Genomic DNA, 22,636 nt, shown 5'->3' on the forward strand with positions numbered 1-22,636 from the left:
CGCGACGGGTGTCCGGGGCCCGTGGGGCGTCGCTTGTGTCCCCTTTAGGGATGCGTTAACCCGGCTCCGGGGCATGCTGTGGCCGTGGAGCGAGCGAGGACGAGACCGCTGGTGCAGTTCGGGCTGTGGGCGGTGGCCGCCGTGGGCGCGCTGCTGCTCGGGCTCACCGCCGTCGGCTCGATCGGCACCGGGCTGGCCGGGGGACCGCAGACCGCGCCGCTGTCCGCCGCCGAGATCGAGACGCGGCTGGCCCGCCACGCCGCGGGCACCCCCGCTGCGGTCACCGCGACGCCCGCGCCGGCCCCGTCCGGGACCGGGACCCCGCCCGCCCCGGCGCCGCCGGTGGTCGTGCGGGCCGCCGCCGCGGGCACGGTCCTCGCCCGCTGCGAGGGCACGACCCCGCGGATCGTGTCGGTCAACCCGGCCCAGGGCTTCGAGCGCGAGGACGACGACGTGCGCCCCGGCCAGGTCCTGTTCGACGGCGACGACGCCGACGTCCTGGTCACGCTGAGCTGCGCGGACGGCACGCCGTCCGGGCAGGTCGTGACGCGCCCCGAGGACTGACCGGCGCCCTCAGCCCCCGGCGAACGGCGGGAGCACGTCCAGCGTCGCGGTGGTGCCGAGCCGGGCGGTCCGGTCGCGGACCGCGACCTCGTCGGCCAGGAAGCTGCAACGCAGCAGCACCCGCTCCAGCTCCGGGCCGTGCGCGGTCCCGAGCGCGTCGACCGCGTCGGCGACCGTCGCGTCGCCGGGCAGCTCCAGGGTCTCCTCGCCCGTCCCCGCGGCCGCCTTGGCGGCGGCGAAGTAGCGGACGGTCAGCGTGCGGGTCTCCAGCGAGACGGTCATGCTCATCCTCCGATCGCGCTCATCGGGCGCGCGGGCTGCAGGAATCCGGGGTCGTCGATGCCGTGGCCCGCCTTCTTGGCCCACATGGCGTCGCGCCAGGTGTCGGCGATCTCCGCGTCGGTCGCGCCGCCGCGCAGCATCGCGCGCAGGTCGGTCTCGCCGGTCGCGAACAGGCAGGTGCGGACCTGGCCGTCGGCGGTGAGCCGGGTCCGGTCGCAGGCCCCGCAGAACGGGCGGGTCACCGACGCGATCACGCCGACGGTGGTGGGGCCCCCGTCGACGACGAACCTCTCGGCCGGGGCGCCCCCGCGGTCCTCGTCGGACGGGGTGAGCACGAAGCGCTCCTCCAGCCGGGCGAGGATCTCCTCGGCGGTGATCATCTCGGTGCGGCGCCAGCCGTGCTGGGCGTCGAGCGGCATCTGCTCGATGAAGCGCAGCTCGTAGCCGTGGGTCAGGGCGAACTCGAGCAGGTCGGCGGCCTCGTCGTCGTTGACCCCGCGCAGCAGCACCGCGTTGATCTTCACCGGGGCCAGGCCTGCGGCCTGCGCGGCGGCCATCCCGTCGATCACGTCGGACAGCCGGTCGCGGCGGGTGATGGTCGCGAAGCGCTCGGGGCGCAGGGTGTCCATCGAGACGTTGAGCCGGTTCACCCCGGCCGCGGCGAGCGCACCGGCCCGCCGGGCCAGCCCGATCCCGTTGGTGGTCAGCGAGATGTCCGGGCGGGGCTCCAGCGCCGACGCGGCGGCGAAGATCTCCTCCAGGCCCTTGCGCAGCAGCGGCTCGCCGCCGGTGAAGCGCAGCTCCTCGATCCCCAGCTCGCGCACGGCGACGGCGATGAGCCGGTTCAGCTCGGCGTCGGTCAGCTGCTCCTCGCGCGGCATCCAGTCCAGGCCCTCGGCGGGCATGCAGTAGGTGCAGCGCAGGTTGCAGCGGTCGGTCAGCGAGATCCGCAGGTCGGTCGCGACCCGGCCGAACCCGTCGACCAGACGGGGGTCGGCCGGGCGGGCCGGGTCCCGGGACGTGCCGCCCCGCAGGGACGGCAGGCCGAGCTCGGTGGTCATGGTCCCGAGGCTAACCGGCGTGCCCGGGCCCCGCCCAGGGTGGGTTTCCCCAGCTCAGAGCGATGATCCGCACCCGCGGGAGTGGCTCGGGTCGCGCCGTCGCAGATGCGGAACTAGTCATCATGTACCTAGTCGATCGGACAGGTACGGTGTCACTACCGGTGGGCCTTGAGCTCCTGGCGCGCGACCGACCGGATGTGCACCTCGTCCGGGCCGTCGGCGAAGCGCAGGGCGCGCGCCCAGGCGTAGAAGTAGGCCAGCGGGGTGTCGTCGCTCATCGCGGCGCCGCCGTGCACCTGCATCGCCCGGTCGATCACCGCGCAGGCCATCCGCGGCACCACGACCTTGATCGCCGCGATCTCGGTCGCCGCGCCCTTGGCCCCGTGGTTGTCGATGAGCCACGCGGTCTTGAGCGTCAGCAGCCGGGCCTGCTCGATCTCCATCCGGGACAGCGCGATCTGCTCGCGGACCACGCCCTGGTCCGCCAGCGGCCCGCCGAACGCGACCCGGGCCTGCGCCCGCTCGGTCATCAGGTGCAGCGCGCGCTCGGCCATGCCGATCAGGCGCATGCAGTGGTGGATCCGGCCCGGGCCGAGCCGGGCCTGGGCGATCGCGAAGCCGCCGCCCTCCTCGCCGAGCAGGTTCGACGCCGGCACCCGCACGCCGTCGAAGCGCAGCTCGGAGTGCCCGTGCTGGTCCTGGAAGCCGAACGTCGGCAGGTGCCGCACGATCTCCAGGCCCGGGGTGTCGCGCGGGACGAGGATCATCGACTGCTGCCGGTGGGTCGAGGCCTCCGGGTCGGTCTTGCCCATGACGATGAAGATCCGGCAGCGCTCGTCGGCGGCGCCGGAGATCCACCACTTGCGGCCGTCGATGACGTAGTCGTCGCCGTCGCGGCGGATCCGGGTCTCGATGTTGGTGGCGTCCGACGACGCGACGTCCGGCTCGGTCATCGCGAACGCCGAGCGGATCTCGCCCTCGAGCAGGGGCTGCAGCCACTGCTGCTTCTGCTCGTCGGTGCCGAACAGGTGCAGCGTCTCCATGTTCCCGGTGTCCGGGGCCTGGCAGTTGATCACCTCGGGGGCGATCACGGGGGACCAGCCCGACACCTCCGCGACCGGCGCGTACTCGAGGTTGGACAGCCCGGAGACGTCGGGCAGGAACAGGTTCCACAGGCCGCGTTCGCGGGCCTTCGCCTTGAGCTCCTCCACCACCGGGGGCAGGTCCCACTCCTGCGGGGTGCCGCGCCGCTCGGCGCGGAACGCGTCGTAGGAGGCCTCGGCCGGGAGGATCTCCGAGTCGAGCAGGGCGCGCATGCGCTCGGTGTAGTCGGCCGCCACGGCGCTGGGTGCGAAGTCCACGCCGCGATCAGACCACAGGTGCCCGTCGGGTGGCACCCGCTCCGTCGACGATCCGCCGTGGCCCCGCCGCAGGCGCGACCCTAGTATCGCGACCGTGCCGCACTTCAGGATCTCCGAGGCCGCGCGCCTGCTGGGCGTCAGCGACGACACCGTCCGGCGCTGGGTGGACGCGGGGACGCTGCCGGTGCAGGCGGACGCGTCGAACCGCAAGGTCATCGACGGAGCCGCGCTCGCCGAGTTCGCCCGCGACCACGCCACCGCACCGCCGGACCCGTCGGTGGTGCAGCGCTCGGCGCGCAACCGGATGGTCGGGCTGGTGACCTCGGTCATCGCCGACACGGTGATGGCGCAGGTCGAGATGCAGTGCGGCCCGCACCGGGTGGTGTCGCTGATGAGCAGCGAGGCCGTGCGCGACCTCGGTCTCGAGCCCGGTGCGCTCGCGGTGGCGGTGATCAAGTCGACGAACGTCGTGGTGGAGACGCCCGGCGGGCATCTGTGACCACCGGGCCGGTCGCGGCGGCCCCGCCCGCCCGGCGGCGCGACGGCGTGGCCGACCGGCACGGCACCGGCGTCGGCCTGCCGGTGTGGATGTGGGTGCCGGCCGGGCTCGGGTTCCTGGTCATCGCGCTGCCCGTCGCCGGGCTGCTGTGGGAGGCCGACTGGGCCGAGACCCCCGCGCTGCTGACCAGCGACGCGGCGCTCTCGGCGCTGCGGCTGTCCCTGCTCACCGCCGCGATCTCGACGGCGCTGTGCCTGCTGCTCGGCGGCCCGCTCGCCGTCGTGCTGGCCCGCGGCCGGATCGACCGGCTGCCCCGGCTGATGCGCGCGCTGCGCTCGGTCGTGCTGCTGCCGCTGGTGCTGCCCCCGGTCGTCGGCGGGCTGTCGCTGCTGTTCCTGCTCGGGGCGAACGGGCTGGTCGGGCAGGGGCTCGACACGGCGTTCGGGATCTTCGTGCCGTTCACGACGGCGGCGGTCGTGCTCGCCCAGACCTTCGTCGCCATGCCGTTCCTCATCGTCTCGCTGGAGGGGGCGCTGCGGACCGCGGGCGAGCGCTACGAGGCCACCGCCGCCACCCTGGGCGCCTCGCCCGGGCTCGCGTTCCGCCGGGTGACGGTGCCGCTGGTGCTGCCCGGGCTCGCGTCCGGGCTGGTGCTGGCCTTCGCCCGCTGCATGGGCGAGTTCGGCGCGACGATCGCGTTCGCCGGCAGCCTGGAGGGCACGACGCGGACCCTGCCGCTGCTGGTCTACCTGCAGGGCGAGACCGACGTCGCCGGGGCGGTCGCGCTGTCGCTGCTGCTGGTCGTCGTGTCGCTGGTCGTCATCGTGGTCGGGCGGCCGCGCGGGCTTGACGGGCGCGGATGAGCGCGCCGTCGGGGGTGGAGCTGGCCGCCCGCCTGGAGCGCGACGGCTTCGCCCTCGAGCTGGAGCTGACCGTCGCCGCGGGCGAGGTCGTCGCCGTGCTGGGCCCCAACGGCGCCGGGAAGTCCACGCTGCTCGGGATCCTGTCCGGGCTGCTGCGGCCGGACTCCGGGCTCCTGCGGGTCGACGGCCGGACCCTGCTCGACACCGCCGACGGCACGTTCGTCCCGCCGCACCGGCGCGGGGTCGGGCTGCTCGCCCAGGAGGCGCTGCTGTTCCCGCACCTGAGCGCGCTCGCGAACGTCGCGTTCGGGCCGCGGGCCCAGGGCACGCCGCGCGCGGCCGCCGAGGAGCGCGCCCGCGGCCTGCTCGCCGACGTCGGCGTCGGCGAGCTCGCCGCGCGCCGGCCCGCGCAGCTGTCCGGCGGGCAGCAGCAGCGCGTCGCGCTGGCCCGCGCGCTCGCGCCCCGGCCCGGCCTGCTGCTGCTCGACGAGCCGCTCGCCGCCCTCGACGTCGACGCCACCCCCGCCATGCGGACCCTGCTGCGCCGGGTCATCGCCGACGGCAAGCAGACCGCGCTGCTGGTCACCCACGACGCGCTCGACGCGCTCGTGCTGGCCGACCGCGTCGTCGTGCTGGACCGCGGGCGGGTGGTCGAGCACGGCCCGGCCCGCGAGGTCCTGGCCCGCCCGCGCAGCCCGTTCTCCGCCCGCATCGCCGGGCTGGACCTGGTGCCCGGCACCGCCGACGCGGGCGGGGTGCGCACCGCGGACGGCACCGAGATCCACGGCCGGTCGGTCGAGGTCGTGGCGGGGGAGCCGGCCGTCGCGGTGTTCCCGCCGTCCGCGGTCGCGGTGCACGCCCGGCGTCCCGGGGGCAGCCCGCGCAACGTGTTCCCGGTGCGCGTGGCCGCGCTCGAACCGCGCGGCGACGCGGTACGGCTGCGGGCCGCACCGGCCGCCGGGGGACCGGACTGGGTGTCCGGCCTGGCCGCGGACGTCACCCCGGCCGCCGTCGCCGAACTGGGTGTCGAGCCCGGCCACGAGGTGTGGTTCGCGGTGAAGGCGACCGAGGTCGCCGTGCACGGCCGGCACGCCTGAGCAGGGCCGCGCTGCCGCCGTCCGGGCCGGTCACGGGGCCCGTCCGCCCCGGCCGGCGCAGGTGCCCGCGACCCTGCGCACCGAAACGCTGCGTCACCCGGGTGGTCACAGGTGTCACCCGGACCACCATCGTGTCTCTCGCACCAGGCGTCACAGGGGCATAGCGTCGCTGTCCGTGAGATTCTCCCGTTCCCGGGCCGCCCTGACGGTCACCGCTGGTGTCCTCGCCGTCACGGTCGGTATGGCTGCCGCGGCGCCCCAGGCGTCGGCCGCCGAGGCCGTCCCCGCGGCACCTGCCGGCTACCTGGTCCAGACGGCCACCGCGGGCCAGACGCGGGCCGCCGCCGAGTCCGTCGGCGTGTCACCGAAGCTCACCTTCGACGACGTCGTGCACGGCTTCGCCGCCGACCTCACCCCCGCCCAGGTGACCGAGCTGCGCGACCGGCCGGGCGTCGTCGGGGTCGAGGAGGACCGCACGATCACCCCGCTCGACCCGCAGGCCACCCACCAGGACGCCCCCGTGGCCGGGCAGGCCGAGCAGGCGCCGGGCAACTGGGGTCTCGACCGCATCGACCAGCGGGACCTCCCGCTGGACGGCCGGTACCGGCACACCGCCACCGGCGCCGGGGTGGACGTGTTCGTCCTGGACACCGGGGTGGACGCCGGGCACCCGCAGTTCGGCGGCCGCGCGGCGCTGGAGCTCAACACGATCGACCAGCGCAACGAGGACTGCGACGGGCACGGCACCGTCGTCGCCGGGATCGCCGCCTCCGCCGACTACGGCGTGGCACCGGGCGCCCGGGTGCGCGGGGTCAAGGTCCTCGACTGCAACGGCACCGGGACGCTGTCCTCGCTGCTCGCCGGGCTCGACTGGGTGGTCAAGAACAAGCGCGGCCCGTCGGTCGCGGTCATGTCGTGGAGCTACGGCAGCTCGCCGATGCTGCAGCAGGCCGTCCAGCGGATGATCGACTCCGGGGTGTTCGCCGCGTCCTCGGCCGGCAACACCGGCGGCGACGACTGCACCGCCCTGCCCCGCGCGGTCGGCGACGTCCTGGTCGTCGCGAACTCCACGATCGAGGACAAGCGCGCGTCGAACTCCTCCACCGGCCGGTGCGTGTCGCTCTACGCCCCCGGCACCCGGATCGTCGCGCCGGTCCCCGGCGGCGGCACCGCGTCCTACAGCGGCACGTCGATGGCCGCCCCGTTCGCCGCCGGGGTCGCGGCGCTCTACAAGCAGGCCCGCGGCGACCAGCCGGCCACCGCGGTCAAGAAGTGGATCGTCGACAACGCCGTCCCCGGGAAGATCGACGGCGGCGCCACCGGCGGCACCCCGGACCGGCTCCTGCAGACCGGCGGCCTCTAGGACGACGCCGGCGGCTGCACCTCGCCCGGCGGCACGGGCGCCCGGTCCACCTCCTCCGGCCCGACGGGCGTGGTGTCGGCCGCCCGCCCGCGGCGCCACGAACGCCGCGCCAGCCCGCCGAAGAGCAGCACCGCGAGCGCGGCCAGGCCCAGCGCCACCGCGACGCCGGCCGGCGGTGCACCGGCCGTCGCCGCACCGATCCCGGTCACCGCGAACCAGCCGCCGACGACCACCGCACCGGACGCCGCGAGCGCGGCGCTGAACCGGTCGAACGTTCCCGGGCGAGCCATGCCCGCAGGGTAGGCGGGGACCGGCCGGGTCCGGATAGCGTCCGGGCCATGCCCGGCCGCACGCCCGCCGACCTCGCGGCGCTCACCCGCCGCTATCTCGCCCCCGACACCCCGGAGTGCCCGACGTTCGTCGAGGACACCGAGTGGGAGCCGATCGTCGACGGCGTCGACTACTTCGCCCGGCTGCGGGCGCTGTTCGACCGCGCGGGCGCCGGGGACACGGTCCTCGTCACCGGGCTGAACCTCGAGCCGGACATGGACCTGCACGGCCTCGACCCGGACGACGAGGGCTACGAGCCCCTCGCCGACCGGCTGGCCCGCCTCGTGGACGCCGGGGTCGACGTCCGGCTGCTGCTCACCGCCGCGCTGTTCTCCGGCTCGGTGCCCGGCGTGGCGATCGGCCCGTTCCGCGCGAACGCCTTCGCCGCCCTGGAGCTGCGCCGGCGCCCGCAGCTGGCCGGGCGGGTGCTGCTCGACTGGTCTGGCTCGGGGATCGGCTGCCACCACCAGAAGGTCGTGCTCACCCACGTGGCGGGGGAGCTGACCGCGTTCGTCGGCGGGCTGGACCTGTCGGCCAACCGGTTCGACGCCGAGCCGCACGACCGGCTGTCGATCGGCGAGGAGCGCTGGGGCTGGCACGACGGCGCGGTGCGCCTGCGCGGGCCGGCCGCCGCCCGGGTGTGGGAGCTCTACCGGGGCCGCTGGACCGAGGCCGCGACGCTGCCGCCGCGCCGGTTCATGGTCACCCCCGCGGACTGGGAGCCGATGAACCCCGAGCCGTTCCCGCACGCGCTCCCGGCCGCGCCGCCGTCGCCGCCGCGGGCCGCGCCGGGCACCGCCGTGCAGGTCCTGCGCTCGCTGCGGCCGTGGAAGATCGACCACTTCGGGATGCTCTACCGGCGGCACTGGACCGTGCTGCCGCGCCACGGTGCCCAGGAGGTCTTCCGCACCCTGTCCGCGGCGATCCGCGGCGCGCGGCGCTACATCTACCTGGAGGACCAGTACTTCTTCGAGGTCCCCGGCGGGCGGCGGGCGTTCCGGCTCTACGGGCTGCTGCGCGACGCCGCCGCCCGCGGCGTGAAGGTCGTGCTGGTCTGCTCGGGGCGCAAGGACCCGGTCGACGCCGGGGTCAACAAGTTCCGCCGCCGGGTCACCGGCGACGTGCAGCGCGGCGTCATCGACCAGCTCGAACCGGCCGACCGCGGCAACGTGATCATGCACCGGATCGAGGACCTCACCGTCCACACCAAGCTGGCCCTGATCGACGACGTGTTCGCCGCCATCGGCTCGGCCAACTTCTTCTCCCGCTCGATGCGCGGCACCGACACCGAGCTGTCCACGGCCTACGTCACGACCGGCACCCAGGTCCGGGACCTGCGGGTACGGCTGTGGGCCGAGCACCTGCGCACCGAGCTGACCGACGAGCTCGCCCCGCGCCTGGCCGACCTGGACCTGGCCCTGGGCATGTGGCGGCCCGAGTGGCTGCCGCCCGACGCCCCGGCCGGGACCTGGCGGGTGCCGGGCTACCCGGCCGGGTTCGACCCGGCCGAGCGGGTGCTCGTCCCGGTCGGGCCGTGGCCGGAGCCGTCACCGCGCCCGCTGAGCCGCGCCGCCCGCGGGGCCCGGCGGGGTGCGGCGAAGGTGGCCGAGTCCGGGAAGCGGCGCTTGTCCTCCTCGTGACCCGCGGGGTGTTGGCAACCGCGGTGCCGCGGGGTGAGGATGTGATGCCCAGCACCGCAGCTCGAGGAGTACGACGTCGTGACCTCCGCCGGAACCCCCGCCGTCCCGTCCTACGCATCGGGGGTCTCGGACACCCCGCTGCTCGGCGACACCATCGGCGACGACTTCGACCGCACCGTCGCCCGGGTCCCGGAGGTCGACGCGCTGGTCGAGGTGCAGACCGGCCGGCGCTGGACCTACGCCCAGCTGCGCGAGGACGTCGACCGGCTCGCCTGCGGCCTGCTCGCCGCCGGGGTGCGGACCGGTGACCGGCTCGGGATCTGGTCGCCGAACACCGCGGAGTGGACGATGGTCCAGTACGCGACGGCGAAGATCGGCGTCGTCCTGGTCAACATCAACCCCTCCTACCGGACCCACGAGCTGGCGTTCGTGCTCCGGCAGGCCGGGATCACCACGCTGGTGGCGGCGCGGGAGTTCAAGACCTCGGACTACGCGGGCATGATCGAGCAGGTCCGGCCCGAGTGCCCCGACCTGCAGCGGGTGGTGATCACCGGATCCCCCGAGTGGGACGCGCTGGCCGCCGGGGACGAGTCCCGCCGCGCCGAGCTGGCCGAGACCCAGGCGTCGCTGACCGCCGACGACCCGATCAACATCCAGTACACGTCCGGGACGACCGGGTTCCCCAAGGGCGCGACGCTGTCGCACCACAACATCCTCAACAACGGCTACTACGTCGGCCGGATGTGCGGCTACACCGAGGCCGACCGCGTCTGCATCCCGGTGCCCTTCTACCACTGCTTCGGCATGGTCATGGGCAACCTGGGCTGCACCACCAACGGCGCCACCATGGTCATCCCCGCGCAGGGCTTCGACCCGAAGGCGACGCTGCAGGCCGTCCAGCAGGAGCGCTGCACGTCGCTCTACGGGGTGCCGACGATGTTCATCGCCGAGCTCAACGACCCCGACTTCGCCTCCTACGACCTGTCCAGCCTGCGCACCGGGATCATGGCGGGCTCGCCCTGCCCGGTCGAGGTGATGAAGCAGGTCGTGGACCGGATGGGCATGGCCGAGGTGACCATCGCCTACGGCATGACCGAGACCAGCCCCGTCTCCACCCAGACCCGGGCCGACGACTCGCTGGAGCGGCGCGTGTCCACCGTCGGGCGGGTGATGCCGCACCTGGAGGTCAAGGTCGTCGACCCGGCCACCGGGCGCACCGTCCCGCGCGGCGAGCCCGGCGAGCTGTGCACCCGCGGCTACTCGGTGATGCTCGGCTACTGGGAGCAGCCGGAGAAGACCGCCGAGGTGATCGACCGGGCCCGCTGGATGCACACCGGCGACCTCGCCGTGATGGACGACGAGGGCTACGTCAACATCACCGGCCGGATCAAGGACATGGTGATCCGCGGCGGGGAGAACGTGTACCCGCGCGAGATCGAGGAGTTCCTCTACACCCACCCCGACGTCGTCGACGCCCAGGTCATCGGGGTGCCCGACGTCCGCTACGGCGAGGAGCTCTGCGCCTGGGTGGTGCTGCGCGACGGCGCGGCCGAGCTGACCGCCGACACCCTGCGCGAGTTCGCCACCGGCAAGCTCGCGCACTACAAGATCCCGCGCTACGTGCTCGTCGTCGAGGAGTTCCCGATGACCGTCACCGGCAAGGTGCGCAAGGTCGAGATGCGGGAGAAGTCGGTCGGGCTGCTGTCCCTGGAGGATGCGGCGAACGTCCGGAACGCCTGACCCGGACGGGTGGTCCAGGCGTAGGATCGACGGCGCGGCGCGTCCGGGGAGCCCGGGCGCGTTCGTCGTGCACGCAGCACTACGGCAAGCAAGCAGGAATCGAGGACGACGGTGCCCACCGGCAGGGTGAAGTGGTACGACGCGGAGAAGGGCTTCGGCTTCCTCTCCCAGGACGGCGGTGAGGACGTCTACGTGCGCAAGGCGGCGCTGCCGTCCGGCGTGGAGGCGCTCAAGTCCGGCCAGCGGGTCGAGTTCGGGATGGCCGAGGGGCGCCGCGGTCCGCAGGCGCTCTCGGTGCGGGTCGTGGAGAAGCAGGCGTCGGCCGTGGAGAACGCCCGGCGCCCCGCCGAGGAGCTGCACGGCCTGATCGAGGACATGGTCGGGCTGCTGGAGAACAAGATCCAGCCCGCCCTGCGGCACGGCCGCTACCCCGACCGCAAGGCGTGCAAGCTGGCCGCGGAGGTCGTCCGCGCCGTCGCCCGCGACCTCGACGGCTGACCCGCGGCCCGGCGGAATGGCGGCGGTGCCCGGGGGCGTTCCCCGGGCGTGCGCCTGTCGATGCTGGACCGCTCCCGGACCCGCGCCGGGGAGCCGGACGCGGCCGCCGTGCGGGACACCGTGGCCCGCGCGGTCCGTGCGGAGGCGCTCGGCTACCACCGGTTCTGGGTGGCCGAGCACCACGCCGTGCCCGGCATCGCGTCGGGCAGCCCGCCGGTGCTGATGGCCGCGATCGGGGCGGCGACGTCGCAGATCCGCGTCGGCTCGGGCGGGATCATGCTGCCCAACCACCGGCCGCTCGTCGTCGCCGAGCAGGTGGCGCTGCTCGAGGCGCTGCATCCCGGCCGGGTCGACCTGGGCATCGGTCGGTCGCCCGGGTTCACCGGGCCGGTGCGCCGCGCCCTGCGCGCCGAGGGCGCCGACGACGACTCGTTCCGCGCCGCCCTCGACGAGCTGCGGTCCTTCCTCGACGGCAGCGGCCCGGTCACCGTGCGGCCCCGCCCCGAGCACGCGGTCCCGCTGTTCCTGCTGGCCACCGGGGCCGGCCTGCGCCTGGCCGGTGACCTGGGCCTGCCCGCCGTCGTCGGCGGACCGGTGCTGGACGACCCGGCCGCGCTGGAGGACTACCGGGCCCGCGCCGGCGACGCCGCGCACCTGGTGGTGTCGGCCGACGTCCTGGTGGGGGACCCCGACCTGGCGCTGCCCGAGGCGTGGGCGCTCGCCGCGGCGCGCAGCACCGGCGAGTTCCCGCCGCTGGAGCCGCCGGACCCCGCACGCGCGACGACCCGGCGCGAGCTCGACACCGTCGCCCGGGCGCTCGCCCGGACCGTCGTGGGCGACGAGGACACCGTCGCCGAACGCCTGGACGACCTCGCCGCCCGGACCGGGGCGGACGAGCTGCTGGTGTTCTCCTCGACCCACGACCGCGACGCGCAGGACGCGTCCGACGCCGCGCTGGCGCGGCTGCTCGGCGCGGGCCGCTGAGCCCGCGGGGCGCTCAGCCCGGCTGCTCCCCGACCAGCACCCAGGTCGCGCGGACCGGGAACTGCACGTCGGCGCTCGCCGGGTCGATCGACGGCGGCGCACCGAACACCTGCACCTGCGCGGTCACCAGCCGGTCGCCCGGCTCGGGCAGTGCGACGGTGAAGTCGGTGCGGGTGCCCGGCGCGGCGATCGGGCTGCGCTGCTGCACCGGGGCCGGGTCGGTGCCGCGGGTGTAGGCGTAGACGACCTGCCAGGGCGCGGAGGAGACCTCCTCGGGCACCGTGATCCGCACCTGCGTGCCGGCCGGCACGGGTGCGGTGACGCGGGCGTTCGGGGCGTCGGCGCAGTTCTCGAGCTTCGTGTCGCAGAACTGGGTGGGCGCGGCGGTCAGCGAGGTCCCGCCGACGTCGAAGGTCACCGTCGGCGCGTCGGACCCGCACCCGGCGAGCACGAGGGCGGCCGCGGCGAGGGTCCCGGCGAGTGCGCGGGCGGACCGGGCCGGCCGCGGACCGGACGGGGTGCGGCGCCGTCGGGAGCGGGTGATCACGCCGACCAGCGTACGGATCCGGGCGGCGTGCCCGGCTCAGCGCCCGCCGGGCGCCCGGTGCACCCGGGGGCGGGTCCCCGCGGCGGGCGGCCCGGCCGCGCCCGCCGAGCGCGGCCCCAGCCCCGGCACCAGCGACGTCCCGCGCCGCACCAGGACCGCCTGCACCGCGAACAGCGCGACCACCCCGGTGATGATCAGGAACCCGGTGCCGAACGTGTCGTGCGGGGCCAGCACCCCGACCGCGCCGCCCAGCACCCACGCCAGCTGCAGGACCGTCTCCGACCGGCCGAACGCCGACGCCCGGGCGTGCTCGGGCAGGTCGCGCTGCACCACCGCGTCGAGGCACACCTTGGCCAGCGCGCTCGCCGTGGACGCGACCAGCGCCGCGACCACGGCGGCCGGCACCCCCGGCAGCGCGGCGACGCCCGCCGCGGCGAGCACGGCCGCCCCGGCGGCGGCGAGCACCACCGGCTCCACCCGGCCGAAGCGGCTGCGCGCCCCGACCGCGTTCCCCACGAACAGGCCCACGCCGGCGGCCGCGCCGACGACACCGATCACCACCAGCTGCCCCGCCGGGTCCCCGCCCGGGGCCTGCTCCGCGCCGGCCTTGACCACGAACGCGACGAACAGGGTGAGGAACCCGGTCAGCACCCGCACGGTGCTGGTGCCCCACAGCGCGACCAGCACCGCCCGCGTCGCCGGGGCCCTGGTGCGGCGGGCGCCCGGACGCGCCGCCGGGACCGCCGCGGACACCTCGCCCGCGGTGACCTCGACCCACCGCGGGATCCGCAGGCACAGCACCGCACCCGCGACGCCGAGCAGCGCGGTCCACCACAGCGGGCCCGCCGCGCCCGCGACGACGGCCGCCGCGGCCGCGACCGCGCCGGCCACCCCGCCCGCGGCCATGCCGAAGGTGGTCAGCCGGGAGTTCGTCGTCGCCAGGGTGATCGTCGAGGGCAGCACCCGCGGGGTGACCGCCGCCTTGAGCACCAGGAACGACTTGGACAGCACCATGATCCCGAGCGCGGCCGGGTAGAGCAGCCAGTCGTCGAGGTGGAACACCAGCACGACGGCGAGCACCGCACGCCCGGCGCAGGACACCGCCATCGCGATCCGCCTGCCCCGCTGCAGCCGGTCCAGCGCCGGACCGATCACCGGCGCGACCAGCGCGAACGGCGCGACGGTGATCGCCAGGTAGAGCGCGACGTTCGCGGTGGACTCCGCGGTGGCCGCGGCGAAGAACAGGGTGTTGGCCAGCGCGACGGCGACCGCCGCGTCGAGCGCGTAGGTCAGCATCGTGGCGTAGGTCAGCGCGGTCAGCCCGGACCGGTCGGCGCCGTCCGCGGTCGCGGCCCGCCGGAACAGCGCGACCGCGCGGCCGCCCAGCTCCCGGGTGCGGTGCACCGCGACCCGGGTGACGGTCGCCCGCCGGGGGACCGCGGCGGGGCCGGGGCGGGGCAGCTCGTCGGTCGCGGTGGCGGGCGCGCCGCGGCGCAGCGCCGGGTCCGACGCGATCGGTGCCGTCCGCGGGTCGGGGCCCGCGACGCGCGCCTGCGGGCGGGCCGCCCGGCGGCGGCTGCGGAACGGGATCTGCGCCACGGGGACATTGTGCCGTCGGGGTCCGACGGTTCCGGGCCTCCGCCCGGGTGGTGTCACCCGCCCGGCGCAGCGGCGGTCAGGCCGGGGGAGCGGGCAGCCGCACCCGGAACGTCGTCGGCCACAGCTTGCCGGTCAGCAGGAACTCGTCGCCGCCGACGTGGGCGATGCCGTTGAGCACGTCCGCCCCGGCGCGCCGGTCGGGCGGCAGCAGCCCGGAGGCGTCGACGACGGCGTCGACCACACCGGTCGCCGGGTCGATCCGCACGATGTCGTCGGTCTGCCAGACGTTGGCCCACACCCGGTCCCCGACGCACTCCAGCTCGTTGAGCCGGGTCACCGGGGCGCCGTCGAGGGTCACCGCGACCGAGCCGGCCGGCGCCATGTCGGCCGGGTCGTGGAAGGTCAGCCGGTCGGTGCCGTCCGAGCGCACCAGCCGGGTGCCGTCGTCGCACAGGCCCCAGCCCTCGCCGTCGACGGGCACCTCGCGCAGCGGCCGCAGCGTCGCCCGGTCCCACTCGATCGCGACACCGTCGCGCCAGGTCAGCTGCCAGATCCGGGTGCCGCTGACGGTGATGCCCTCCCCGAAGTACGCCGGCGGCAGCGGGCTCGCGGCCCGCACCGCGCCGGTGGCCGGGTCGAGCGCCCGCAGCTGCGAGCTCCCCACCCGGCCGGTGCCCTCGTACAGGGTGCCGTCGCGCAGCTCCAGGCCCTGGGTGAAGGCCGTCCGGTCGTGCGGGACCTGCGCGAGCACCTGCGGGCGCAGCACCGGCACCGGCCCCGGGGCGGGCAGTCCGGGGTCCGGGGAGGCCGCCCCGCAGGCCGCGACGGCGAGCAGCAGCGCGAGCAGGACGGCGCACGACGGGCGGCGGAGCGGGGAACGGGCGGGCACCCGGCCAGGATGCCCGGACCCGGGTGGCACACTGGGGAGGTGAGCACGGGTGAGGTGAGTGTCGGGGTGCCGGACGCCGGCGTGGAGCCGGCCGGGACCGCGGAGCCGCGGGTGACACCGGCCCCCGCGCACCTGTTCGAGGCCGTCGACGAGGCGCGGGCCGCCGCCGTCGACGAGGCGGCCGACGAGCTGGGCCCCGCCGCGGCCGCCTCCGCCGTCGGGGCGCACCTGGGTGCCGCCGCCGAGGACGACGGCTCGGTCACCCACTCCTTCGCCGCGGAGCTGCCCGGCTACCGGGGCTGGCGGTGGGCGGTCACCGTCGCCGCCGCCGAGCCGGCCGGCCCGGTCACCGTCTCGGAGTCGGTGCTGCTGCCCGGCTCGACCGCGCTCGTCGCGCCCGACTGGGTGCCGTGGGACCAGCGGGTGCGCCCCGGCGACCTCAAGCCCGGCGACCTGCTGCCCACCCCCGCCGACGACCCGCGCCTGGTGCCCGGCTACGTCGACTCCGGCGACCCGGCCGTCGACGCGCTGGCCCGCGAGGCCGGCCTCGGCCGGGAGCGCGTGCTGTCGTTCGAGGGGCGCGCCGCCGCCGCCGAGCGCTGGCAGGACGGCGAGCACGGCCCGGCCGCCGACCTCGCCCGCTCCGCGCCCGGGTCCTGCGGGACCTGCGGGTTCCTGGTGCCCCTGGCCGGCGCGCTGCAGGGCGTGTTCGGGGTCTGCGCCAACGCCTCGTCCCCGGCCGACGCGCAGGTCGTCGCCGTCGGGTTCGGGTGCGGGGCGCACTCGAGCGTCGCCGAGCCGTCCGGTTCGCCGGTGCACGTCTCGGCCCTGGTCTACGACGACGGGGTCGACCTCGAGCCGGTCGGGTCCTGAGCACTCCGTCCGGGGCCGACCCGTTCGGCACCGCGGCGCTGCGGGACGGCGTGCTGGCGGCCTGGTCGTCGTCGCCGACCCGGTTCCGTGAGGACGTCAACACCGAGGACGACCTGCGCCGCGGCGGCTACGCCGACACCTGGGTCGCCGAGCTGCTGCAGAACGCCGCCGACGCCGCGCTCGCCGCCGGGGTCCCCGGCCGGGTCCGGGTGACCGTCGCCGACGGCCCCGAGCTGCGGGTCGCGAACACCGGCGCCCCGCTCGACGCGGCCGGGGTCGCCGCGCTGGCCGCGCTGCGGGCCTCGGCGAAGCGCGACGACGCGGGCGCGACCGGCCGGTTCGGGGTCGGGTTCGCCGCCGTACTGGCGCTGTGCACCGCACCCCGCCTGGTGACGGCGGCCGGGGGCGTCGCGTTCTCCGCCGACCGCACCGCCGCCGCGGTCGCCCGCCTCGGCGGCGCCGCGGCCGCGGAGCTGGCCCGCGACCCTCGGGTGCCGGTGCTGCGCCTGGCCTGGCCCGCGCCGGAGGAGGAGCCGCCCCCGCCGGGGTTCGCCACCGAGGTGCGGCTGCGTCCCGACCCGGGCGGCCGGACCGCGGACGAGCTGCTCGACGAGGTCGCCGCCACCGCCGCGGACCTGCTGCTGGCGCTGCCGGGCCTGGAGTCGGTCACCGCCGGGGCCGTCACCGTCGCCCGGACCGATCTCGGCGACGGCCGCGTCCGCGTCGGCGACGACACCCACCTGCTGGTCACGGGCGGGTCCGGGGTGCGGTGGGCGCTGCCGCTGCGCGACGGTCGTCCCGCGCCGTACGGCCCCGACGCGGGCGAGGTCCTGCACGCGCCCACCCGCAGCGCCGAGCAGCTGTCGCTGCCCGCGCGGCTGCTCGCGCCGTTCCCGCTGGACCCCGACCGGCGCCGGATCCGCGCCGACGACCCCGCCGTCGACGCGCTCGTCGGGGCCGCGGCGGCGGCCTACGCCGAGCTGCTCCTCGCCGTCGCCCCCGCGGAGCGCACCGCGCTCGTCCCCGCGCCGGGGTTCCCGCGCTCCCCGCTGGACGCCCGGCTGCACGAGGCGCTCGCCGCGACCCTCGCCCGCACCCCCTGGCTGCCCGCGGCCGGGGGGCAGCTGCTCGCGCCGGAGCGCGCCGAGTGGCTCGACGTGCCCGGCGACGGCCTGCCCGAGCTGCTCGCCGCGGCCGGTCCCGCCTTCGCCCGGCTCGTCGCGTCGGGCACCGTGCCACCCGCCGGGCCCGGCACCGACCGCGTCGGCGCGGCCGGGCTCGCCGACCGGCTCACCGGCGTCGAGGCGGACCCGGCCTGGTGGCACGGGCTGTACGCGGCGCTGGCCCCGGCCGTCGACGCCGTCCCGGGCCTGGCCCGCGAGCTGGGCGCGCTGCCCGTCCCGCTCGCCGACGGGCGTCTGGTCCCCGGCCCGGCCTCGGTGCTGCTCGGCGTCCCCGACGGCCCGGACGCCGCCGGCGTGCCCGCGCTGCGCCTGGTCCACCCCGGGGCGGCGCACCCGCTGCTGCGCCGCCTCGGCGCCGCCGACGCCGACCGCGCCACCCTGCTCGCGGCCCCCGCGCTGCTCGACGCCGTGGAGCGGTCCGTCGACGACGCCGAGTCCGGACTCGACACCACGGGCCTGGCGCGCACCGTGCTCGCGCTGCTCGGCACCGCCGACGGCCCCGACCCGCGCTGGGGCGCGCTCGCGCTCACCGACGACGAGGGCCGTCCCGCCCGCGCCGACGAGCTCGTCCTGCCCGACGCGGCGGTGCGCGGGCTGCTCGACCCCGACGCCCCGGTCGGCGTCCTGGGCCCGGAGTGGGCGCGCACCGACCGGGACGCGCTGGTGGCGGCCGGGGTGCTGGACGGGTTCACGGTGGGACCGTTCGACCCCGACCGGCTGCACGACGCGCAGGCCTGGCTCGACGAGTTCCCCGACGACCCCGGCGACCCCGCCGACCGGCCTGCCGTGCGCGACCTCGACCTCGTCGACGACGACCGCTGGCCCGAGGCGCTCGCCCTGCTCGCCGCGGGCCGCGACACCCGGGCCGCGGTCCTCACCGGGTACACGGCCTGGTGGCTGGCCCGCCACGTCCGGATCGGCGGGCGCCTGGCCGGCACCTGGCGGCTGCGTTCGGCGGCCGGGCTGGCCGGGCTGTACGACCCGGTGCCCGAGCTGCCCGGGGTCGACGAGGCCGTGCTCGCCGCGGTCGGCGTGCGCGCGCGGATCGTCGCCGACGGCCCGGACGAGGTCGTCGCGCTGCTCGACCGGCTCGCCGACCCGTCGCGCACGGTCACCGGCGACGTCGCGACCGCCGCCCACGCCGCGCTCGCCGCCGCGGTCGCCGACGGGCGGGCCGACCTCGACGGCATCGAGCCGCCGGAGCGGGTCCGCACCGTCACCGGCGCGGTGGCGCCGGCCGACCGGGCCGTGGTCCTCGACGCGCCGTGGGTGCTGCCCGCCCTCGGCGGCCTCCCCGCGGTCGGCGGGGGTGACGATCCCGACACCCTCGCCGAGCTGCTCGACCTGCCGCTGGCCTCGGCGCGGGTCTCCGGCCGGGCCCGCGGCGCCGGCACGGCCGGGCCGTGGACCGCCGACCCGGAGGTGGTGCTCGCCCTGGCCGCCCTGGGTGTCGGGCCCCCGGCGGGGCGCCTGCACCGGCACGACGAGCTCGTCGTCGACCTCGACGACGGCGGGGCCGTGACCGTCCCGGCCTGGCCCGGCCGCGGCGACGACTGGCACGCGTCGGACCCGCTCCGCGCGCTGGTGGCTGCGCTCGCGGCGGCGCGCCGTGTCAGGATGCCGGGGTGAGCGAGCGACTGCCCCGACGGGTGGCGGTGCTGTCGGTGCACACCTCACCGACCGAGCAGCCCGGCACCGGCGACGCCGGCGGGATGAACGTCTACGTCGCGCAGACGGCGATCCGGATGGCCCGCCGCGGCGTCGAGGCGGAGATCTTCACCCGCGCGACGTCGTCGGACCAGCCGCCGACGGTCGAGCTGGAACCGGGCGCGACGGTCCGCTTCGTCGCGGCCGGCCCGTTCGAGGGCCTCGGTAAGGACGACCTGCCCAGCCAGCTGTGCGCGTTCACCGCAGGCGTGCTGCGCGCCGAGGCCCGCCACGACCCCGGCTGGTACGACGTCGTCCACTCCCACTACTGGCTCTCCGGGCAGGTCGGCTGGCTGGCCCGGGACCGCTGGGGGGTGCCGCTGGTGCACTCCGCGCACACCCTGGCCAAGGTCAAGAACGCCGCGCTGGCCGTGGGCGACACCCCCGAGCCGCGGGTCCGGGTGATCGGCGAGGACCAGGTCGTCGCCGAGGCCGACCGGCTCGTCGCGAACACCGAGATCGAGTCCAAGCAGCTGCTGGACCTCTACGACGCCGACCCGCGCCGCACCGTCACGATCCCGCCCGGGGTGGACACCGACCGGTTCCGGCCCGGTGACCGGGCCGCCGCCCGCGCCGCGCTGGACCTGCCCGACGGCGCGGTGGTGCTCGCCTTCGTCGGGCGCATCCAGCGGCTCAAGGCGCCCGACGTGCTGCTGCGCGCCGCCGCCGAGCTCGTCGCTCGGGTGCCGTCGCTGCGCGCGCACCTCGTCGTGCTCGTCGCGGGCGGACCGTCCGGGTCGGGGCTGGCCGAGCCGACGTCGCTGCACGAGCTGGCCGCCGAGCTGGGGATCACCGACCTGGTGCGGTTCCTGCCGCCCCGCGGCGGCGACGAGCTGGTGACGGTCTACCGGGCGGCCGACGTCGTCGCCGTCCCCAGCCACAACGAGTCCTTCGGGCTGGTCGCGCTGGAGGCCCAGGCCTGCGGGACGCCGGTGGTGGCGACCCGGGTCGGCGGGCTGCCCGTCGCCGTCGCCGAGGGCCGGTCCGGTCTGCTCGTGAGCGGCCACGACATCTCCGACTGGGCCGACGCCCTCGGCGAGCTGGCGCTGGACCCCGACCGGCGGGAGCGGATGGCCCGCGCCGCGGCCGGGCACGCCCTGCAGTTCTCCTGGGACCGCACCACCGACGCCCTGCTGGGCGCCTACGACGAGGCCCGCACCGAGTTCGCGGTGCGGCGACGGGGGGACGCATGACCGAGGTCGACACCCGGACCGGGAAGACGATCGGCGCGGCACTGTCCGACATGGACGTCGAGCACGTCCACCGCGGCCCCGGCCAGTGGCTCGTGACGCTGCCCGGCCAGGCCCGGCTGCAGACCCAGACCTGGCTGATCCTGCGCGAGCAGACCCTGGCGGTGCAGGCGTTCGTGTGCCGCAGGCCCGACGAGAACCACGAGGGCGTCTACCGGTTCATGCTGCTGCGCAACGCCAAGCTGTACGGCGTGCACTACTGCCTGGACCGGGTCGGCGACATCCACCTGGTCGGGCGGCTGCCGCACCACGCCGTCACCGCCGACGAGATCGACCGCGTCCTGGGGTCGGTGCTGCAGGCCGCCGACGGCGACTTCAACACGTTCCTCGAGCTCGGCTTCGCCTCCTCGATCCGCCGCGAGTACGCGTGGCGCAGCGAGAACGGCGAGTCGACGGCGAACCTGAAGGCGTTCGAGCACCTCTTCACCTGACCCGCGGGTAACTTTTCGTCCCGTCGACCGGCTCCGGGGCCGGGCGCGCTCTAGCATGGCGCCGACACCGGGCGGGCCCACGCGCGCCGCCCGGCCCCCGGAGTCCAGGACCTCGCGAAGGAGCGAAGCCTTGTCGTTGCGCAGCCCGTACCCGGACGTCGAGATCCCCGACGTCTCGCTGACCGAGTTCCTGTTCGCCGACGGGTTCGGCGACCGTGCGGACGCGCCCGCGTTCCTCGACGGCACCACCGGTGACCAGCTCACCTACACCGAGTTCCACGGCCTCGTGGAGAAGATCGCCGGCGGGCTCGCCGCCCGCGGCATCGGCCAGGGCGACGTCGTCGCGCTGTTCGCACCGAACCTGCCGCAGTGGGCGGCCCTGTTCCACGGCATCCTGCGCGCCAACGGCATCGTGACCAGCGCGAACTCGATGTACACCGCGGGCGAGCTGGCCCACCAGCTCAAGGACTCCGGCGCGAAGATGGTCATCACGGTCTCGCCGTTCCTCGACCGCGCGGTGCCCGGTGCCGCGGAGGCCGGGCTCTCCGAGGACGCCGTGCTCACCATCGACGCCGCCGAGGGCCACGACTCGCTGCGCGACCTCGTCTCCTCCGGCGGCCCGGCCCCCGAGCTGCGCACGACCGCGACCGACACGGCGGTGCTGCCCTACTCCTCGGGCACCACCGGTCTGGCCAAGGGCGTGGTGCTGACCCACCGCAACCTGGTCGCGAACCTGTGCCAGATCGCCCCGATGGGTGACGTCACCAGCGACACCAAGATCATGGCGTTCCTGCCGTTCTTCCACATCTACGGCATGACCGTGATGATGAACCAGGGCCTGCACCAGCGCGCCACCGTCGTCACGATGCCGAAGTTCGACCTCGAGCAGTTCCTGACGATCACCGAGAAGCACGGCGTGGACCGCCTCTACATCGCCCCGCCGGTCGCGGTCGCGCTGGCGAAGCACCCCATCGTCGAGAAGTTCGACCTGTCGTGCGTGAAGACGGTCTTCTCGGGTGCGGCGCCGCTCGACGGCGAGCTCGGCCGCGCCGTCGCCAAGCGCCTGGACTGCACGGTGCTGCAGGGCTACGGCATGACCGAGCTGTCCCCGGTCAGCCACTGCATGCCCGACGACCGCGGCGACCTCGACCTGAACTCCTCGGGCTTCGCGCTGCCGAACATCGAGTGCAAGCTCGTCGACCCCGAGACCGGCCAGGAGGTCGGCGTCGGCGAGCGCGGCGAGCTGTGGGTGAAGGGCCCGAACGTGATGGTCGGGTACCTGAACAACTCCGACGCCACCGACGCGACCAAGGACGCCGAGGGCTACCTGCACACCGGCGACATCGCCGTCGTCGACGACGAGGGCGTCTACTCGATCGTCGACCGCGTCAAGGAGCTCATCAAGTACAAGGGCTACCAGGTGCCGCCGGCGGAGCTGGAGGCGCTGCTGCTGACCCACGACAAGATCGCCGACACCGCGGTCATCGGCGTCAAGGACGCCGACGGCGAGGAGGTGCCGAAGGCGTTCGTCGTGAAGCAGGCGTCGGGGGACGACCTGACCGAGGACGAGGTCATGGCCTTCGTCGCGGAGAAGGTGGCGCCGCACAAGAAGGTGCGCGTGGTCGAGTTCATCGAGCAGATCCCCAAGTCGGCGTCGGGGAAGATCCTGCGCAAGGACCTGCGGGCCCGGGAGAACGAGAAGGCCTGACCTTTCTGAACGGCCGGGACGGCGCCGTGACCTGCAGCGATGCGGGGGCGGCGCCGTTCCGGTGTCTGCGGGGGGTGGGCCGCGGGATCCGACGTCGCGCCCCGTCCGGACGTACGTGGGTGCTGTGCGCCCGGGCTCGGGACGGTGACCGGACCCGGCGAGGCCG

At 76.1% G+C, this 22,636-nt stretch carries 21 protein-coding genes; 14 read left to right on the forward strand and 7 right to left on the reverse strand.

What is annotated here, in order from left to right:
• Window positions 1–84 precede the first annotated feature (84 nt).
• Window positions 85–564, forward strand: a complete 480-nt coding sequence (locus WJX68_RS16450; protein ID WP_340291787.1) for a hypothetical protein — start codon at window positions 85–87, stop codon at window positions 562–564.
• A 9-nt stretch (window positions 565–573) separates the two neighbouring features.
• Here WJX68_RS16450 and WJX68_RS16455 read toward each other — a convergent pair whose 3' ends face one another.
• From WJX68_RS16455 to WJX68_RS16465, 3 genes are all read right to left on the reverse strand, one after another.
• On the reverse strand, window positions 574–846 hold the full coding sequence (locus WJX68_RS16455; protein ID WP_340292061.1) for a MoaD/ThiS family protein: 273 nt from the start codon (window positions 844–846) through the stop codon (window positions 574–576).
• Window positions 847–848: 2 nt separating this feature from the next.
• Window positions 849–1,907 (reverse strand): GTP 3',8-cyclase MoaA, encoded by a 1,059-nt coding sequence (moaA, locus tag WJX68_RS16460; protein WP_340291790.1) that lies wholly within the window; start codon window positions 1,905–1,907, stop codon window positions 849–851.
• A 155-nt stretch (window positions 1,908–2,062) separates the two neighbouring features.
• On the reverse strand, window positions 2,063–3,268 hold the full coding sequence (locus WJX68_RS16465; RefSeq protein WP_340291793.1) for an acyl-CoA dehydrogenase family protein: 1,206 nt from the start codon (window positions 3,266–3,268) through the stop codon (window positions 2,063–2,065).
• Window positions 3,269–3,362: 94 nt separating this feature from the next.
• On the opposite strand from WJX68_RS16465, the gene WJX68_RS16470 reads away from it, so the two are divergent.
• The 4 genes from WJX68_RS16470 to WJX68_RS16485 all read left to right on the forward strand — a co-directional run bounded on the left by WJX68_RS16470 (window position 3,363) and on the right by WJX68_RS16485 (window position 7,090).
• Window positions 3,363–3,767: a TOBE domain-containing protein gene (locus WJX68_RS16470; RefSeq protein WP_340291795.1), complete on the forward strand. Its 405-nt coding sequence runs from the start codon at window positions 3,363–3,365 to the stop codon at window positions 3,765–3,767.
• An 89-nt stretch (window positions 3,768–3,856) separates the two neighbouring features.
• On the forward strand, window positions 3,857–4,630 hold the full coding sequence (locus WJX68_RS16475; protein WP_340292064.1) for an ABC transporter permease: 774 nt from the start codon (window positions 3,857–3,859) through the stop codon (window positions 4,628–4,630).
• A complete protein-coding gene (locus WJX68_RS16480; RefSeq protein ID WP_340291797.1) occupies window positions 4,627–5,727 on the forward strand; it encodes a sulfate/molybdate ABC transporter ATP-binding protein in 1,101 nt (366 codons plus the stop codon). Before WJX68_RS16475 ends, WJX68_RS16480 begins: the two co-directional genes overlap by 4 nt.
• Window positions 5,728–5,902: 175 nt before the next feature.
• Complete coding sequence (locus WJX68_RS16485; protein ID WP_340291799.1) at window positions 5,903–7,090, forward strand: S8 family peptidase; 1,188 nt, start codon at window positions 5,903–5,905, stop codon at window positions 7,088–7,090.
• Here the strand turns inward: WJX68_RS16485 and WJX68_RS16490 are convergent.
• On the reverse strand, window positions 7,087–7,380 hold the full coding sequence (locus WJX68_RS16490; RefSeq protein WP_340291801.1) for a hypothetical protein: 294 nt from the start codon (window positions 7,378–7,380) through the stop codon (window positions 7,087–7,089). The genes WJX68_RS16485 and WJX68_RS16490 overlap by 4 nt on opposite strands.
• Before the next feature lie 48 nt (window positions 7,381–7,428).
• Between WJX68_RS16490 and WJX68_RS16495 the strand changes: the two genes are divergently transcribed.
• The 4 genes from WJX68_RS16495 (at window position 7,429) to WJX68_RS16510 (ending at window position 12,282) form a co-directional block, all read left to right on the forward strand.
• A complete protein-coding gene (locus tag WJX68_RS16495; RefSeq protein WP_340291803.1) occupies window positions 7,429–9,060 on the forward strand; it encodes a phospholipase D-like domain-containing protein in 1,632 nt (543 codons plus the stop codon).
• Between the two features lie 78 nt (window positions 9,061–9,138).
• Window positions 9,139–10,800: an AMP-binding protein gene (locus tag WJX68_RS16500; protein WP_340291806.1), complete on the forward strand. Its 1,662-nt coding sequence runs from the start codon at window positions 9,139–9,141 to the stop codon at window positions 10,798–10,800.
• 111 nt (window positions 10,801–10,911) lie between these two features.
• Entirely contained in the window at window positions 10,912–11,298 is a 387-nt protein-coding gene (locus WJX68_RS16505; protein ID WP_340291808.1) for a cold-shock protein, read from the forward strand.
• 60 nt (window positions 11,299–11,358) lie between these two features.
• Window positions 11,359–12,282 carry an MsnO8 family LLM class oxidoreductase gene (locus tag WJX68_RS16510; protein ID WP_340291810.1) on the forward strand — a complete coding sequence of 308 codons (924 nt, stop codon included), beginning with the start codon at window positions 11,359–11,361 and terminating at the stop codon, window positions 12,280–12,282.
• Window positions 12,283–12,295: 13 nt separating this feature from the next.
• Here the strand turns inward: WJX68_RS16510 and WJX68_RS16515 are convergent, their stop codons facing one another.
• The 3 genes from WJX68_RS16515 to WJX68_RS16525 all read right to left on the reverse strand — a co-directional run bounded on the left by WJX68_RS16515 (window position 12,296) and on the right by WJX68_RS16525 (window position 15,317).
• Window positions 12,296–12,829 carry a DUF2771 family protein gene (locus tag WJX68_RS16515; RefSeq protein ID WP_340291812.1) on the reverse strand — a complete coding sequence of 178 codons (534 nt, stop codon included), beginning with the start codon at window positions 12,827–12,829 and terminating at the stop codon, window positions 12,296–12,298.
• Between the two features lie 36 nt (window positions 12,830–12,865).
• Window positions 12,866–14,428, reverse strand: coding sequence for an MFS transporter (locus tag WJX68_RS16520; protein ID WP_340291814.1), 1,563 nt, complete (start codon window positions 14,426–14,428; stop codon window positions 12,866–12,868).
• Window positions 14,429–14,504: 76 nt separating this feature from the next.
• Window positions 14,505–15,317 (reverse strand): glutaminyl-peptide cyclotransferase, encoded by an 813-nt coding sequence (locus tag WJX68_RS16525; protein WP_340291816.1) that lies wholly within the window; start codon window positions 15,315–15,317, stop codon window positions 14,505–14,507.
• 39 nt (window positions 15,318–15,356) lie between these two features.
• Between WJX68_RS16525 and WJX68_RS16530 the strand changes: the two genes are divergently transcribed.
• The 5 genes from WJX68_RS16530 to WJX68_RS16550 all read left to right on the forward strand — a co-directional run bounded on the left by WJX68_RS16530 (window position 15,357) and on the right by WJX68_RS16550 (window position 22,470).
• Window positions 15,357–16,190: a DUF3027 domain-containing protein gene (locus tag WJX68_RS16530; protein WP_340291818.1), complete on the forward strand. Its 834-nt coding sequence runs from the start codon at window positions 15,357–15,359 to the stop codon at window positions 16,188–16,190.
• Window positions 16,191–16,240: 50 nt separating this feature from the next.
• Entirely contained in the window at window positions 16,241–19,003 is a 2,763-nt protein-coding gene (locus tag WJX68_RS16535) for a sacsin N-terminal ATP-binding-like domain-containing protein (RefSeq protein WP_340291820.1), read from the forward strand.
• Window positions 19,000–20,274, forward strand: a complete 1,275-nt coding sequence (gene mshA / locus WJX68_RS16540) for a D-inositol-3-phosphate glycosyltransferase (RefSeq protein WP_340291822.1) — start codon at window positions 19,000–19,002, stop codon at window positions 20,272–20,274. Before WJX68_RS16535 ends, mshA begins: the two co-directional genes overlap by 4 nt.
• A complete protein-coding gene (locus WJX68_RS16545) occupies window positions 20,271–20,762 on the forward strand; it encodes a type III secretion system chaperone family protein (protein ID WP_340291824.1) in 492 nt (163 codons plus the stop codon). Before mshA ends, WJX68_RS16545 begins: the two co-directional genes overlap by 4 nt.
• Window positions 20,763–20,892: 130 nt before the next feature.
• Window positions 20,893–22,470 (forward strand): AMP-binding protein, encoded by a 1,578-nt coding sequence (locus WJX68_RS16550; protein ID WP_340291826.1) that lies wholly within the window; start codon window positions 20,893–20,895, stop codon window positions 22,468–22,470.
• The last annotated feature ends 166 nt before the right edge of the window (window positions 22,471–22,636 follow it).

The organism is Pseudonocardia spirodelae, from assembly GCF_037727765.1.
Lineage (GTDB): Bacteria > Actinomycetota > Actinomycetes > Mycobacteriales > Pseudonocardiaceae > Pseudonocardia > Pseudonocardia spirodelae.

Coding starts and splice junctions, on each gene's coding strand:
- WJX68_RS16545 (WP_340291824.1), top strand. CDS start 20,271: ATGACCGAGGTCGACACCCGGACCGGGAAGACGATCGGCGCGGCACTG.
- WJX68_RS16510 (WP_340291810.1), top strand. CDS start 11,359: ATGCTGGACCGCTCCCGGACCCGCGCCGGGGAGCCGGACGCGGCCGCC.
- WJX68_RS16480 (WP_340291797.1), top strand. CDS start 4,627: ATGAGCGCGCCGTCGGGGGTGGAGCTGGCCGCCCGCCTGGAGCGCGAC.
- WJX68_RS16490 (WP_340291801.1), bottom strand. CDS start 7,380: ATGGCTCGCCCGGGAACGTTCGACCGGTTCAGCGCCGCGCTCGCGGCG.
- WJX68_RS16455 (WP_340292061.1), bottom strand. CDS start 846: ATGACCGTCTCGCTGGAGACCCGCACGCTGACCGTCCGCTACTTCGCC.
- WJX68_RS16475 (WP_340292064.1), top strand. CDS start 3,857: ATGTGGGTGCCGGCCGGGCTCGGGTTCCTGGTCATCGCGCTGCCCGTC.
- WJX68_RS16495 (WP_340291803.1), top strand. CDS start 7,429: ATGCCCGGCCGCACGCCCGCCGACCTCGCGGCGCTCACCCGCCGCTAT.
- moaA (WP_340291790.1), bottom strand. CDS start 1,907: ATGACCACCGAGCTCGGCCTGCCGTCCCTGCGGGGCGGCACGTCCCGG.